14 protein-coding genes and 1 pseudogene are annotated in these 13,167 nt (G+C 65.7%); 7 read left to right on the top strand and 8 right to left on the bottom strand.

Annotated elements, in window-relative coordinates; all coding sequences use genetic code 11:
* Window positions 1-125: 125 nt before the first annotated feature.
* Window positions 126-698: a recombinase family protein gene (locus tag CJEDD_RS04410; protein WP_038589516.1), complete on the bottom strand. Its 573-nt coding sequence runs from the start codon at window positions 696-698 to the stop codon at window positions 126-128.
* Window positions 699-714: 16 nt separating this feature from the next.
* Window positions 715-1,341 carry an HNH endonuclease gene (locus CJEDD_RS04405; RefSeq protein WP_052333763.1) on the bottom strand — a complete coding sequence of 209 codons (627 nt, stop codon included), beginning with the start codon at window positions 1,339-1,341 and terminating at the stop codon, window positions 715-717.
* Between the two features lie 4 nt (window positions 1,342-1,345).
* Between CJEDD_RS04405 and CJEDD_RS04400 the strand changes: the two are divergent.
* Window positions 1,346-1,468, top strand: a pseudogene (locus CJEDD_RS04400) (IS3-like element IS1206 family transposase); the annotation flags it as partial.
* Between the two features lie 133 nt (window positions 1,469-1,601).
* Here the strand turns inward: CJEDD_RS04400 and CJEDD_RS04395 are convergent.
* The 4 genes from CJEDD_RS04395 to ychF all read right to left on the bottom strand — a co-directional run bounded on the left by CJEDD_RS04395 (window position 1,602) and on the right by ychF (window position 5,591).
* Complete coding sequence (locus CJEDD_RS04395) at window positions 1,602-2,228, bottom strand: ATP-binding cassette domain-containing protein (protein ID WP_005530794.1); 627 nt, start codon at window positions 2,226-2,228, stop codon at window positions 1,602-1,604.
* 94 nt (window positions 2,229-2,322) lie between these two features.
* Window positions 2,323-4,107, bottom strand: a complete 1,785-nt coding sequence (locus CJEDD_RS04390; protein ID WP_232297695.1) for a hypothetical protein — start codon at window positions 4,105-4,107, stop codon at window positions 2,323-2,325.
* 227 nt (window positions 4,108-4,334) lie between these two features.
* Window positions 4,335-4,436, bottom strand: a complete 102-nt coding sequence (locus tag CJEDD_RS04385) for a recombinase family protein (protein ID WP_232297696.1) — start codon at window positions 4,434-4,436, stop codon at window positions 4,335-4,337.
* Window positions 4,437-4,502: 66 nt separating this feature from the next.
* Window positions 4,503-5,591 (bottom strand): redox-regulated ATPase YchF, encoded by a 1,089-nt coding sequence (ychF, locus tag CJEDD_RS04380; RefSeq protein ID WP_042406450.1) that lies wholly within the window; start codon window positions 5,589-5,591, stop codon window positions 4,503-4,505.
* Window positions 5,592-5,681: 90 nt separating this feature from the next.
* Here ychF and CJEDD_RS04375 point away from each other — a divergent pair, with 90 nt between their 5' ends.
* The 3 genes from CJEDD_RS04375 to CJEDD_RS04365 are packed head-to-tail and all read left to right on the top strand — an operon-like array spanning window position 5,682 to window position 8,795.
* The gene (locus CJEDD_RS04375) at window positions 5,682-7,049 is read left to right on the top strand and encodes an AI-2E family transporter (protein ID WP_232297697.1); all 1,368 of its coding nucleotides are present in this window, start codon (window positions 5,682-5,684) and stop codon (window positions 7,047-7,049) included.
* Window positions 7,050-7,080: 31 nt separating this feature from the next.
* Window positions 7,081-8,130 carry a DNA recombination protein RmuC gene (locus CJEDD_RS04370; protein ID WP_042406455.1) on the top strand — a complete coding sequence of 350 codons (1,050 nt, stop codon included), beginning with the start codon at window positions 7,081-7,083 and terminating at the stop codon, window positions 8,128-8,130.
* An 11-nt stretch (window positions 8,131-8,141) separates the two neighbouring features.
* On the top strand, window positions 8,142-8,795 hold the full coding sequence (locus CJEDD_RS04365; RefSeq protein WP_074432505.1) for a DUF6542 domain-containing protein: 654 nt from the start codon (window positions 8,142-8,144) through the stop codon (window positions 8,793-8,795).
* Between the two features lie 6 nt (window positions 8,796-8,801).
* Here CJEDD_RS04365 and CJEDD_RS04360 read toward each other — a convergent pair whose 3' ends face one another.
* Window positions 8,802-9,776: a 4-hydroxy-3-methylbut-2-enyl diphosphate reductase gene (locus CJEDD_RS04360; RefSeq protein WP_042406458.1), complete on the bottom strand. Its 975-nt coding sequence runs from the start codon at window positions 9,774-9,776 to the stop codon at window positions 8,802-8,804.
* 122 nt (window positions 9,777-9,898) lie between these two features.
* Between CJEDD_RS04360 and xseA the strand changes: the two genes are divergently transcribed.
* Both xseA and CJEDD_RS04350 read left to right on the top strand, forming a co-directional pair.
* Complete coding sequence (xseA, locus tag CJEDD_RS04355; RefSeq protein WP_042406460.1) at window positions 9,899-11,155, top strand: exodeoxyribonuclease VII large subunit; 1,257 nt, start codon at window positions 9,899-9,901, stop codon at window positions 11,153-11,155.
* A gap of 32 nt (window positions 11,156-11,187) precedes the next feature.
* A complete protein-coding gene (locus CJEDD_RS04350; RefSeq protein ID WP_042406462.1) occupies window positions 11,188-11,454 on the top strand; it encodes an exodeoxyribonuclease VII small subunit in 267 nt (88 codons plus the stop codon).
* Here CJEDD_RS04350 and CJEDD_RS04345 read toward each other — a convergent pair.
* Window positions 11,432-12,004, bottom strand: coding sequence for a DUF4245 domain-containing protein (locus CJEDD_RS04345; protein ID WP_081764511.1), 573 nt, complete (start codon window positions 12,002-12,004; stop codon window positions 11,432-11,434). The two genes, CJEDD_RS04350 and CJEDD_RS04345, sit on opposite strands and share 23 nt — an antisense overlap.
* 121 nt (window positions 12,005-12,125) lie before the next feature.
* Here CJEDD_RS04345 and glpX point away from each other — a divergent pair, with 121 nt between their 5' ends.
* Entirely contained in the window at window positions 12,126-13,148 is a 1,023-nt protein-coding gene (gene glpX, locus CJEDD_RS04340; protein ID WP_042406467.1) for a class II fructose-bisphosphatase, read from the top strand.
* Window positions 13,149-13,167: the final 19 nt, after the last annotated feature.

Genomic DNA, 13,167 nt, shown 5'->3' with positions numbered 1-13,167 from the left:
GTATTCGGTCCGGCTCTGCCGGTCGCGCCCTGCCACGGCACCACCGCACCTGAAGCGTGCTGAGCGTCGCTAGCGCAGCCTGATGCTCGCTCGCTGGGTGCGAGCGCTAGCGACGCAGCCTGTGATTAAGCGTCGGCTTCGATGCGCTTGAGAGCGCGATAGATCGTCGGCCGCGAGACGTTGAATGTCCTGCCTACTGCGCTGAGGGACTTGCCGCCCTCGATAAGCTCCTTAGCGATCTGGGCCTGCTCAGCGCTGAGCTTCGGCTTCGGGCCGGCGACCCTGCCCTGTGCGCGGGCGTGCGCCACGCCTTCACGGGTGCGCTGGACAAGCAGGTCACGCTCCCACTCGGCAAGACTTGCCATGACGTTGATGACCACCTTGTCGGTGGGCTTCGACGTGTCCAGCGCTGGCTCCAACACCTTGACGTTGATGTCGCGCTCGGCGAGGTCAGCGATGGTGTTCACGGTGTCCGCGAGGCTGCGGCCGAGCCTGTCCAAGCGTGTGACAACGAGCGTGTCGTCGGGGCGCATGTACGCCAGCGCGTCATCGAGGCCAGGCCGTTGCCATTTCGTGCCGGAGATGGTGTCTGAGTAGATGTGCTGAGGGTCGCAACCAGCGTCGATCAGGGCGTCGCGCTGGGTGTCGAGTGACTGCCCCTGCTTCGAGGTGGAAACGCGGGCGTAACCGATGAGCATGGTTAGTCACCTGCTCCTATGCGTTACCTTTGGCACGGTTGTGGGACTTGCAGAGCAGCTCGCAGTTGCTTTCCTCGGTCTTGCCGCCCTTCGACCAGGCGGCGACGTGATCGGCGTCCATATCCTTGAGCGGCCAGATCTTCGCCTTGCCCCCCTCGTGACCGAGGGCGCAATACGAGCAGTTCGAGACACCGTTCTTCTCGGCGGCGTCTGTCTGGCGCTTGTACACGCGCTTTTTGACGGCCTCAGTGAAGACACGCACGCTAAGCAGCCGCGTCTCTTTCTTGCCGCCGAGAAGGTACTCGTAGATACCCTTCTTCGACTGAACCTGCGAGTCGGAAAGCAACTCGCGTGCTTCGGCGGTCATCTCTGTTGCGTCGTAGCCCTTGTCGCCGTACTGCTCATAGAGCTTGTTCCATGCGATTCCACGCATGGAACTGTCCGTCATCTTGAACACGCTTGCGGCCCAGTCGATGACGGTGGTGAAGTACGTCTGCAGTTCATTGCAGTCGTCGTCATCGCGGTGCTTAGCCATGTAGTTGTCGATACTCACGCCGTCACGCTGAGCGATCCAGTCGAGGGCGACTTCAAGCACCTCCTGGCGGGCGGGTTCACCGCGCACGAAATTCGACCACTTCGACATCAGTCGCCAAGAAGTCTTCCGGTGGTGCATGCGCTACAACACCCGCAGACGGCACTCCTGGTGCAACGTTCTAGCCCCCAATGACTTCGAAGCACTCACATCAGCTACGCTGACCCAAGCAGCATAGCTAACCCCCGACGTGTCTACTTTCCGGGGGTCAGGCCCGTGCTCGACAACCCCAGCGGACTCAACGCCCACGCCAGCGTCGCGGACCATGCGGCCGGGTACCGGAAGGTGGCCAAGGCCGCGGGCATCGCGATTTAATCCCGCGCAGAGCCGGAGACTGTGACCTGGCGATCATTGATGCGCAAGGTGCTGTCAGCGGCAGCAATAACTGCGGCATCGTGCGTGGCGGCCAGAACGAGTGCGCCCCCGTCCGCAGCTCGCCGCAGGAGCGCGATAACTTGGTCGCGGTTAGTGGGGTCGAGGGAGGCGGTCGGCTCGTCAGCGAACACATAAGCCGCGCCGCGGAGCAGGGCTCGGGCGATCGCCAGCCGCTGCTGCTCGCCTCCGCTGAGAATAGCTGCCGGCCCGTCGAAGGGGACATCAAGACCGACTTCGCCGAGGGAGTGCAGCAATTCTTCTTTGGAGTATTGCTTCCTGGATAGCCCGAGGGTGAGGTTATCTTCGCAGCTTAGTTCGGGAATGATTCCGTGGTCTTGGTGGATTATCGCTGCGCGTTCTCGCCAGAACCTCCGCCTCCGCTTCATCCTCCACGCGGAGGCATTCTCACCGTCTATCCGGAGGAGGCCGTCCGCCGGCGGCAGGAGCCCGGCCAAGGTGTTGAGCAGCAAAGTCTTTCCGGAACCGCTGGCTCCACAGATGGCGACAAAGCCTGGCCCGGGTAGGGAAAACGTTGCATTTTCCACGAGGGACTTCTTCACCATCCGCGTGCTGCGCCCCACAGAAAAAGTCGACTCCGCGGCGAGACAGAGATGAGAGGTGGAAATCTCCGGCGGCAGAGTGGGGGACTGATTGGGGCTAGCCAATGACATTGTGACTCCTAGGGGAGGCGGACATGTGCTGAGAAATACTGAGACGGACAAAACCGAGGTAGACGATTAAGACAAGGCAGCTTAGCGCGGTGAAGGTGTAGAGGAACGGGTTGGGAAGCAGTAGCGGAGCCAGGACGGACAATATGACGACAACTGTCAGGCTGACCAGTTGGCTTTTGAATAGTCGCCACATTGTTTTGTCCGGTGATTGCCCAGCGCTGTGGAGGAGTACCAGGAGGCGACGGTGAACTCGGAGCTGGATGCGCGCCTGGACTATCAAGGCCGCAAGCGTGGCGAGCAAAGCTCCGAGGGCGCTCAGGATACTCAGCCAGAACAGCGCCGTGCTGGCTACTAGTTCGGCCAGACCGCGATCGGCGGCGCGTACCGGGTAGACGTAGCCTTCGAGGCCGGCAGCGGTAAGTTCTGGACCCAGTTCCGAGAAATCCGCGAAGAGCAAATTTTCACTCGAAGCTGTGGAGCTTAGGAAGTCTGCGTCGAAGCCGGATAGATCGTCCGTTTCAAGCACGTAAAAACAATCGCCGGGAACCAGTTCCCCCGACATTGTTCCACTAATGAATCCGACCGCATGATCGGCACTGACCGGACCAATTTGCGCAGATTTAAGGAGCAGGTCGCCGGATTCCTGAGCCCACAGATCCACGGAAGCTGCGAAATGCTCTTGGGCTGCGGAATAGTCGACCGAGTGGTTGTCGTCTCCGGGACGGAACTGATAATCCTGCAGATCGTGCCATTGGCGGTTGGCAAGTGCCACGGGGCAGGAGTCCGGCACACCGGTACCTTCTTTCGGCAAAGTATGGCTGAGGACAGCCCCGTGCTCCCGTTCCCAGCTGAGCGCGAAGTCGCGGAAGTTCTGCTGCAGACTGGGCGGCAAGAGCTCGCCTCCTTCCACGCGGCCAGCAGGGCCGTCGAAGTTGGCTGAAAAATGCAAGGCTCCAAACTCCGCGAGAGATTTCCAGGTCTGCTGGGCCTCGGATTCCTGCTGGTAGGAGCGGAGCGCAGCCGCTGAGCTAAGACCCGCTGCTACAAAGGTCACGCAGGTAAAGACCGAAATTACTTTCAGCGCTTTTCCCGCCGCCTTCTCTGCGGGGGCACGCTGCCCCAGCAGCGCTACTGCGCGGCGCAACAATGGGGCGGTGACGGCTACGGCCAAACCGGTGGTAGCCAGGGCCAAGCCTATCCCGGCGGCGTAGAACCTGAGGAACAGGAGGGCAAAAGAATAGCTCCCTTGGCGGGCGAGGAATGTACTCGCAAGGCCAATGAGAACTAGGTGCGGGAGGATGACAAAGGTCCATTGCCGCCAATTGCCTTTTTGACTGCGGTGCCCTCCATTTATTGTGCGCAGCGCTGCCAATCTAAGACCGGAAACCCGAAGAACAAATACCAGGGCAAAAAGGGAAACGACAAATAGAAACAGGATCGCCACCAACGCGGGCAGGCGGAATACGACCGATTGGATGAGGTGAAGGAACTGCGTCTTTTCGCTTAGCCTGAGCCCGTCATTCCTGGCCGATTCGTAGAAGTGGTTCGCATTGCCACCCGTTGCTTTGGGAACCAAGACGTAGTCACCGTGGTAATCCAGCGACCCAAGCTCACTGGCCGCTTGGCTCAAGGCATCCGGCCGGTTGAGCCGGGGAATGCGTTCCGGTGCTGGATAACTTTGCTCCAGCGGGATGAAAACCTCGTGGGAAGTCCCGCTTGCGTCATCGGTGCCAGTCAGCCGGTAGATGGAGTAGCCGTTCTGCTCGGCCAATGAAACCAGTGAGTTACGGATTACCGTCGGTGCGTAGTCTGACTCAAGTTCCTCCGCGAGTGAAGTCTTAGGCTCGACGTAGTCAAGACTAAAGGTTGATTCGACCCCTAAGGACAAGGGCTTGGTGGAGTCAACCAGGGCTGTCAGCAGCCACCCAGTAGTCGCGATGACTGCAGCAAGAAGTAGGCTCAAAAGCCCAAGTACTAGGGGTCGAATGCGCATGAGTTCTAGCAGAAGTTGTAGTAGTAGCTATGCACGACGTCCCAGCCGCGTTGCTCGGCGAGGGCTTCGCAGTCCTGACGCTGCCGGTCGATGGCGAGGCCGTCCATGGCAGCATCTAACGAGATACGGAGGTAAATAGCAGCGCGTGTAGTCATACGCTATTCATAGCGCATTTAGGTTACATTGAAACGAAACTCCACGACGTCGCCGTCGGCCATCACGTAGTCCTTGCCTTCCTGGCGCACCTTGCCGTGCGCGCGGGCCTCGGCCATCGAGCCGAAGGAGTCGAGGTCGTCGAAGGCCACGATCTCGGCCTTGATGAAGCCCTTTTCAAAGTCGGAGTGGATCACGCCGGCCGCCTTCGGGGCGGTGTCGCCCTTGCGGATCGTCCAAGCGCGCGCCTCTTTCGGCCCCGCCGTCAAGTATGTCTGCAGGCCCAAGGTGTCGAAGCCAGCCTTTGCCAGCGTCTGCAGCCCCGGCTCGTCCTGGCCGACGGCGGCGAGGAGTTCCGCGGCGTCTTCGTCGTCAAGCTCAAGCAGCTCGGTTTCGGTCTGGGCGTCGAGGAACACGGCTTCTGCCGGGGCGACGAGGGCGCGCAGTTCCTGCTTCTTGGCATCGTCGGTAAGCACTGCCTCGTCCGAGTTGAAGACGTAGAGGAACGGCTTCGCCGTCATCAGGTGGAGGTGGTGCAGCAGCGCCAGATCGATGTCGCCGGTCTTGGACGCGGCGAAGAGCGTGCGGCCGTCTTCAAGCACCGCCTGCGCCTTCTTGGCCTCCTCGGCCTGGGCGGCGATGTCCTTGTCCTTGCGGCCGTCCTTCTCCAGGCGCGGCAGGGCCTTCTCGATGGTCTGCAGGTCCGCCAGGATCAGCTCGGTGTTGATCACGTCGATGTCGGATGCGGGGTTGACCTGGCCGTCGACGTGGATCACATTGTCGTCGGCAAACGCGCGCACCACCTGGCAGATCGCATCGGCCTCGCGGATGTTCGCGAGGAACGCGTTGCCCATGCCCTCGCCCTCGGAGGCGCCCTTGACAATGCCGGCGATGTCCACGAAGGACACGGTCGCCGGCAGCACGCGCTCCGAGTCGAACAGCTCCGCGAGGCGGTCCAGGCGCGGGTCCGGCAGCTCGACGAGGCCGACGTTCGGCTCGATGGTGGCGAACGGGTAGTTCGCGGCGAGCACCTCGTTTCGCGTCAGGGCGTTGAACAGGGTGGACTTGCCAACGTTGGGCAAGCCGACGATTCCAAGAGTAAGGCTCACGGCGCAATATCCTAGCTCACTGACTGGGCGGGACCGCGGGTGGCCGTGAGGACGTCGCAAAGCAATGTGCGATGGTGCACAATGGTGCGCGTGAGCGAACCGATCCAGCAGCGCGCGACGAACGAGAACCGAGAAGACCGCGTCGACCGCAGCCTGGTGTTCAACGCCTGGATCGCTTCGGCGGCAAAGCTGACGCTGCGCATCCTCGTGATCGCGGTGTTCCTCTACGCCCTCGGCAAGCTCATCGGCGCGTTCTGGGCCGGCGTGCTGCCGGTCGTGCTCTCCCTCATCGTGTGCACGGTGCTCGGCCCCGTCGCAGCAGCGTTGCGACGCCACAAGGTCCCCGACGGTTGGGCCGCTTTCATCACGCTCCTGCTGTTCATGGGCGTGCTTGCCGGCCTCGGAATGATCATCGCCCCTGACCTCGTGGGCCAGTCGCGCATCCTCTACATCCAGGCGCTCGAGGGCATCCAGCGGCTGCAACTGTGGCTGCAGGGCCCGCCGATGAACTTCGACCCGGAGAGCCTCAACGAGGGCGTCGACGAGATCACCAACTGGGTCCAAAACCAGGCGGGCGCGATCGCCGGCGGCGTCTTCTCCGGCATCAACACCGCGGCCGGGCTCTCGGTGACGCTCATGGTGCTATTCGTGCTCACCTTCTTCTTCCTCAAGGACGGGCATCGGTTCCTGCCGTGGGTGCGCTCCTCGACGGGCGGGCGCACCGGCCTCTACCTCACCGAGCTGCTCACCCGCGCGTGGAACACCCTCTCCGGCTTCATCCGCGCGCAGGCGGTGTGCTCGCTCGTGGACGCCATCGTCATCGGCACCGGCATCGCCATCCTTGGCGTGCCGATGGCGTTCACGCTCGCGCTGATCACGTTCATCGCCGGGTTCATCCCGATCGTGGGTGCGGTGGTCGCCGGCGCGCTCGCCGTGCTGATCGCGCTGGTCACGCTCGGCTTCACCAAGGCCCTGATCACCCTCGGCATCGTGCTGGCCACCCAGCAGCTCGAGGGCAACATCCTCTCCCCGATGCTGCAGTCGCGTGCGATGAACCTCCACCCGGTGATCGTGCTCATCTCGGTCACCGTCGGTGGCGGCCTGTTCGGCCTCATGGGCGGCTTCCTCGCGGTACCGGCGGCTGCAATGATCGCGGTGGTCTACCGCTACTTCGTGGAGATCTTGCGCATCAACGCCGGCGAGATCGGCGCCGCGGACCTCGACTTCGCCACCCACGAAGGCCAGCTCATTGCGGAGATCGCCGAGGAGGAGTCCGTGCACAAGCGCCAGGAGTGGCGCGCCGAGCGCGAGTGGGTGAACGCGCCGGTGGCTGAGGACGACGAGCCGCAGGAGCGCTTCGGCACCACGAGCCTGAAGAAGCTCCGCGTTACCGGCGGGCGCGTCGGCCGCCTGCGCGGGACCCGGCCGTCCGAACGCACGATCGAACACGACGAGTAGGGCGTCGGGGCGGTGTGGTTGACTCGCATACATGTCAACCGCAACCGTCCTCCTCGTCCTTGCCACGGGCATCCTCGCCGGCTTCGTCGCCGGAGTGTTCACCGGCGGCGCGTGGATGCGCCGCTCCACCCCGCAGCCCGCGCCCCCGCCGGACATGCGCCCCGTGGCGCGCGCCCTGCGCGACCTGCACGAGCAGCTCGACAGCCTGGACAAGCAGCAGGCCATCTCCGCCTCCGCGCTCGCCGGGCAGGTCCAAGCCATCGGGCGAACCTCGGCACGGTTGGGTGACCGAACCGACCAGCTCATCACCGCCCTGCGCTCCCCGCAGACCCGCGGGCGGTGGGGCGAGGTGCAGCTCGAGCGTGTGGTGGAGCTCGGCGGGATGCTCGAGCACGTCGACTTCAACACCCAGGCGCACATGCGTGTCGACGACGCCAGCGTCCGCCCCGACATGATCATCCGCCTCACGCAGGGCCGCAACATCGTCGTGGACGCGAAGGTGCCATTCGGCGCCTACCTCGACGCCCTGAACACCGATGACCCGGAGGAGCGCCAGGCGTTCATGCGCCGCCACGCCCACCTCGTGCGCGCGCACGTGGACACGCTCTCGTCGAAGGCCTACATCGACGCGTTCCAGCCGACGCCCGAGTTCGTGGTCCTCTTCGTCCCCGCCGACCCGTTCCTCGACGCCGCACTCTCCCTCGAGCCGGAGCTGCTGGAGTACGCGTTCGCCCGCGACGTCGTTATTGCGACGCCGACGACGCTCTTCGCGCTGCTGCGCACCGTCGCGCTCGGGTGGCGCCAGGAGTCGCTCAACGAGTCCGCGAGGCAGGTGCAGCGCTTGGGCGCCGAGCTCCACCACCGGCTGGGCACGATGGCGGAGCACTACAACCGAGTCGGGGCGTCGCTGGAGAAGGCGGTGGAGGCGTACAACTCCACGCTTTCCTCCATAGAGTCGCGCGTCATGGTCACCGCGCGCAAGCTCGAGGAGGCACAGGTGCCCGCGCGGCGCGGGAGCGCACCCGCCCTGAAACCGGTCTCCGCGCGAGCCAGGCACGCTACCGAGGAACCAGACAGGTAGACTGACCCCTCGTGTCTCACGTCTCCAGCCGGAACTCCGCATCCCCGTCCTCGACCTTCGTCGGGCTGCCCACGGGTTCCGGCATCGGGATCGTCTTCGCCGCCCTGTTCACCGGCGTGCTGCTGTCGCTGTCTACAGCGGCCATCTCTTGGCCGCTGCTCACGCTGTACGCGGTATCGGTCATCGTGGCTACGACGCTGGTCAACCCGCGCGGGCTGTTCCTCACCGTCGCGAGCGCGCCGCTGCTGTTCGTCCTCGCGGTGATGGCCACGGGGTGGGTGATGTCGCGCGGCGAGATCGCGGCCGGCGGCGCGTCCGGCAAGACCGCGCTGCTGTTGGTGATCTACCCCGTTACCGAGTACTTCCCGCTCCTATTCGCCGTCACCGCGGGCTCCATCGTCATCGCGGTGGTGCGGATCCAGCTGATCAAGCGGCAGAACGCAGCGCGCGCCCGGCGCGAGACTGCCGCGCGCACCGAGATGAGCGAGAGCAACCGGCGCACGAACTCGCAGGGCCGGCGCGCCCGCGAGCGGACGAAGGCGGTGCCGGTGGAGGAGCTGCTGCGGCGAGCGGACGCCGAGCGTGCGCCGAAGCCCGCCCGCCGCACCGGCTCGACCCGCGTGGGCGAGCGGCTCGGCGAGGACCTCTACAACAGCGAGAGCTAAGACCGGCTACTGCGCCACGGCCGGGTTGTCCCGGCGCGGCAGGCGCAGGTCGCGCGGGAGCGCGAACGTGATGGTCTCCACGGTGGTGGTCACTTCCTCGACGTCGGCGTAGCCGCGCTCGACGAGGTGGTCAAGCAGCTCGCGCACGAGGACGTCCGGCACGGAGGCGCCCGACGTCACGCCGACGGTGTCGACGCCCTCGAACCAGGCGTCCTCCACCTGCGCGGCGTAGTCCACCAGGTGCGCCGCGCCGGCGCCGGCCTCGAGCGCGACCTCGACGAGGCGCTTCGAGTTCGAGGAGTTCTGCGAGCCGACGACGATGACGAGGTCGCAGTTCGGCGCGATCTTCTTCACCGCCGCCTGCCGGTTCTGGGTGGCGTAGCAGATGTCGTCGCTCGGCGGGTTCTCCAGGTTCGGGTAGCGCTCGTGCAGCTTGTCCACGATCTGCATCGTCTCGTCCACCGACAGCGTGGTCTGGGACAGCCACACGAGCTTCTGGTCCTCGGGGAAATCGGGCAGCGCGTCGACGCCGTCCACCCCGTCGACGAGGTAGGTCGCCGCCGGCGCCTCGCCCGCCGTGCCCTCGACCTCCTCGTGGCCCTCGTGGCCGACGAGGAGGATGCGGTAGCCGTCGCGGGCGAATCGCTTCGCCTCGTTGTGCACCTTCGTCACCAGCGGGCACGACGCGTCGAGGGTGAGCAGGTTGCGGGACGCGGCGGACTCGCGCACCTCCGGGGACACGCCGTGGGCAGAGAAGACGAGGTGGGCGCCCTCGGGCACCTGGTCGGTCTCGTCGACGAAGATCACGCCGCGGTCGCGCAGGGTTTCCACGACGTATTTGTTGTGCACGATCTCTTTGCGCACGTAGACGGGGGCACCGTACTTCTCCAGCGCCTTTTCCACGGTCTCCACCGCGCGGTCCACACCGGCGCAGTATCCGCGGGGCGAGGCGAGCAGCACTTTTTTACCCTGATCTGTCATGGAACCAACCCTAACGAATGCACGTCAAAAACAGTAGGCGGGCAATATCGGCCCGCCAGGTACTGTTTGATTCGCACGGGCAATGCCCGGCACGCCGGAGAACCCGGAGAAAGGAGCGCGCGGTGACGGAAACGCAGGACGCGAAGCCCAAGAGCACGCCGGAGGCACCGTGGTCGGTGTCAAAGCTGAATACCTCGGTCAAGGGGTGGATCGAGCGGCTCGGCTGGCTGTGGATCGAGGGCCAGCTCACCCAAATCAACACCAAACCGTCGTGGCGGCTGTCGTACCTCACGCTGCGCGACACCCAGGAGCAGGTCTCCGTCCAGCTCACCGCGGAGACGAGCCTGCTCACCGGGATGCAGGTGCCGCTTCGCGACGGCGACCGCGTCGTCGTCCACGGCAAACCCACGTTCTACCCGGGGCGCGGGACGTTTTCGATGCGTATCGACGACATCCACCACGTCGGCGAGGGCGAGCTCCTCGCGCGCATCGAGGCGCTGCGCAAGCAGCTCGCGTCGGAGGGCCTGTTCGATCCGGCCCGGAAGCGGCCGCTGCCCTACCTGCCCACGAAGGTCGGGCTCATCACCGGCCGCGGCTCGGCGGCGGAGCGCGACGTGGTCTCCGTCGCCCAGGGGCGCTGGCCGCAGGTGCGGTTCGAGATCATCAACACCCCGGTCCAAGGCCCCACCACCGTCCCCGCGGTGATTGAGGCGCTCGAGGTGCTCGACCGCGACCCGGATGTGCAGGTGATCATCATCGCCCGCGGCGGCGGCTCCGTCGAGGACCTCCTCCCCTTCTCCGAAGAGGCCCTGCAGCGCGCCGTCGCCGCCGCCGGCACGCCGGTGATCTCGGCCATCGGCCACGAGCCGGACAACCCGGTGCTCGACAACGTCGCCGACGTCCGCGCCGCCACCCCCACCGACGCCGCGAAGCGCGCGGTCCCCGACGTCGCGCAGGAGCGGTTGCTTCTCGACGACGCGCGTGCCCGCATGGCCGCCGCCCTGCGCGGTTGGGTGCAGCGGGAGCGAAACGGGCTCGCCTCGGTGCGCTCCCGGCCGTCGCTCGCGGACCCGATGACGGCGATCAACCGGCGCCGCGACGAGGTCGACCGCGCGTCGTCGCTCATCCGGCGCGACATCGGCCACCTCGTGCAGCGCGAGACTCAGCACGTCGCGGCGCTGCGGGCACAGGTGTCCGCCCTCGGTCCGTCGGCAACTCTCGCCCGCGGCTACGCCGTCGTCCAGGTCCTCCCCCGCGACGGGTCCGAGCCCGAGGTGGTCACCTCGATCGAGCAGTCGCCGCCCGGATCCCAGCTCCGCATCCGTGTCGGCGACGGGTCCATCACCGCCGCCGCAATGTCCACCACCCACGCCGATTAACCACCACACGCACGCAAAGGAAACGAAACACCATGGCAGACAACACGTTCGGCTCCGGCCAGGCAAACGAGAACGCGCTCCCCGACCCGTCGACGCTGAGCTACGAGCAGGCCCGCGACGAGCTCGTGGAGACAGTGAAGATCCTCGAGCTCGGGCAGATGAGCCTCGACGAGTCGCTGAAGTACTGGGAGCGCGGGGAGGCCCTCGCGAAGCGCTGCGAGGTGCTCCTCGACGGCGCCGCACAGCGCGTCGAGGACGCGATCAACTCCCGCCAGGTCAGCGCGGGGCAAGCGGAGTAGCCGCGAACGCCGCGGCGATGAGCTCCTCGAACTCGCTGTCGTCGCCCGCGCCGGTGAGGAGCAAACGCTCGTCGGACGCGTCGACGACCCACAGGTCGCGCACGTCCTTGTCGTCCGAGGAGTACACCTGCGCCTCGGTGCCGTCGACCGGCACGGTGCGCGCGAGCGTGCGGGCCTTGTCGTCCACCTCCGCCCGCGCCGTGTCCGCTGCTTCGCCGGTCTGGGTGAGCTGGATATAGCCCGTGTTCGGGGTGACCCAGCCGACGACGGGGGCGGGCTGCCCGCCGATCATCGAGCGGCGCGCGGAGTTCGTCGTCCACCCGTCCGGCATCTCGGGGTAGCGCACCGGGAAGTCCACCGCGCGGGACTCGAGCTCGAGGAACGTCTTCGCGTCGACCTCCTGCACCGGCCCCTGCTCCGGCGCACCCGGGTTGAAACTGCACAACCCCGTCGCGCCCACCGCCACGAGCATGAGCACGACGATGAGCACGACGTTGATCGCCATGTCGCGACCGTCCTGGAAAATGCGGGGTTTGGAGTTGCTAGCCACGGCCAGCATTATGGCACGCCACCCCCTCCCCCCTTAAAAGGTGGGAAAACCCACCAACTCCCCTCGCGGTAGTGCCACAATGGTGGGGTTCGTACGCACTGCCTGAGGAGGGCCCATTTCTATGTCTGCACCGTCTGATCTCTACCCCGACCGCAACCTCGCGATGGAGCTGGTCCGCGTCACCGAGGCCGCGGCGCTCGCCTCCGGCCGCTGGGTGGGCCGGGGCAAGAAAAACGAGGGCGACGGGGCGGCCGTTAACGCGATGCGCAAAATGATCAACTCCGTGGACATGGACGGCGTGATCGTCATCGGCGAGGGCGAGAAGGACGAGGCCCCGATGCTCTTCAACGGCGAGCAGGTGGGCACCGGCCACGGCGCACGAGTCGACCTCGCCGTGGACCCCGTCGACGGGACCCGCCTCATGGCGGAGGGCCGCCCAAACGCGATTTCCGTGATCGCCGCGGCCGACCGCGATTCCATGTTCAACCCGCAGGACGCGTTCTACATGAACAAGATCGCCGTCGGCCCGGAGGCGGCCGGCGCCATCGACATCACCGCGCCCGTAGCCCACAACATCCAGGCCGTGGCGAAGGCGAAGGGGGTGCGCTCGGACGAGGTCACCGTCGTCGTGCTCGACCGCCCACGCCACGCTCAACTTGTCGACGACATCCGTGCCGCCGGCGCGAAAGTCCGCTTCATCATGGACGGCGACGTCGCCGGCGCGATCGCCGCGGCGCAGGACACCAACTCCATCGACATCGCGATGGGCATCGGCGGCACGCCGGAGGGCGTCGTCACGGCGTGCGCCATGAAGTGCCTCGGCGGCGAGATCCAGGGCATGCTCGCGCCGCAGTCCGACGAAGAGCGCGAGAAGGTGCTCGCGGCGGGCCACGACCTCGACCGCGTGCTGGGCCTCAACGACCTTGTCACCTCCGACAACTGCTACTTCGCCGCCACCGGCGTGACCAACGGCGACATGCTGCGCGGGGTCTCCTACCGCAAGTCAGGCGCGACGACCCGCTCGCTGGTCATGCGCTCGAAGTCGGGCACGGTGCGCTACATCGAGTCCCAGCACCAGCTGTCAAAGCTGCAGGATTACTCGGTGGTCGACTACTCGGACCCCACGAATAGCCAGCAGGCATAATCGGCTCTGCACCCAACAC

The organism is Corynebacterium jeddahense (assembly GCF_028609865.1).
GTDB classification, from domain to species: domain Bacteria; phylum Actinomycetota; class Actinomycetes; order Mycobacteriales; family Mycobacteriaceae; genus Corynebacterium; species Corynebacterium jeddahense.
This window is presented reverse-complemented; position numbering and strand designations above follow the sequence as displayed.

Excerpts from the sequence above, each read along its gene's own strand:
- CJEDD_RS04370 (WP_042406455.1), top strand. The coding sequence starts at position 7,081 with ATGTCAACCGCAACCGTCCTCCTCGTCCTTGCCACGGGCATCCTCGCC.
- CJEDD_RS04360 (WP_042406458.1), bottom strand. The coding sequence starts at position 9,776 with ATGACAGATCAGGGTAAAAAAGTGCTGCTCGCCTCGCCCCGCGGATAC.
- glpX (WP_042406467.1), top strand. The coding sequence starts at position 12,126 with ATGTCTGCACCGTCTGATCTCTACCCCGACCGCAACCTCGCGATGGAG.
- CJEDD_RS04395 (WP_005530794.1), bottom strand. The coding sequence starts at position 2,228 with ATGGTGAAGAAGTCCCTCGTGGAAAATGCAACGTTTTCCCTACCCGGG.
- CJEDD_RS04350 (WP_042406462.1), top strand. The coding sequence starts at position 11,188 with ATGGCAGACAACACGTTCGGCTCCGGCCAGGCAAACGAGAACGCGCTC.
- CJEDD_RS04410 (WP_038589516.1), bottom strand. The coding sequence starts at position 698 with ATGCTCATCGGTTACGCCCGCGTTTCCACCTCGAAGCAGGGGCAGTCA.
- CJEDD_RS04405 (WP_052333763.1), bottom strand. The coding sequence starts at position 1,341 with ATGTCGAAGTGGTCGAATTTCGTGCGCGGTGAACCCGCCCGCCAGGAG.
- CJEDD_RS04385 (WP_232297696.1), bottom strand. The coding sequence starts at position 4,436 with ATGGACGGCCTCGCCATCGACCGGCAGCGTCAGGACTGCGAAGCCCTC.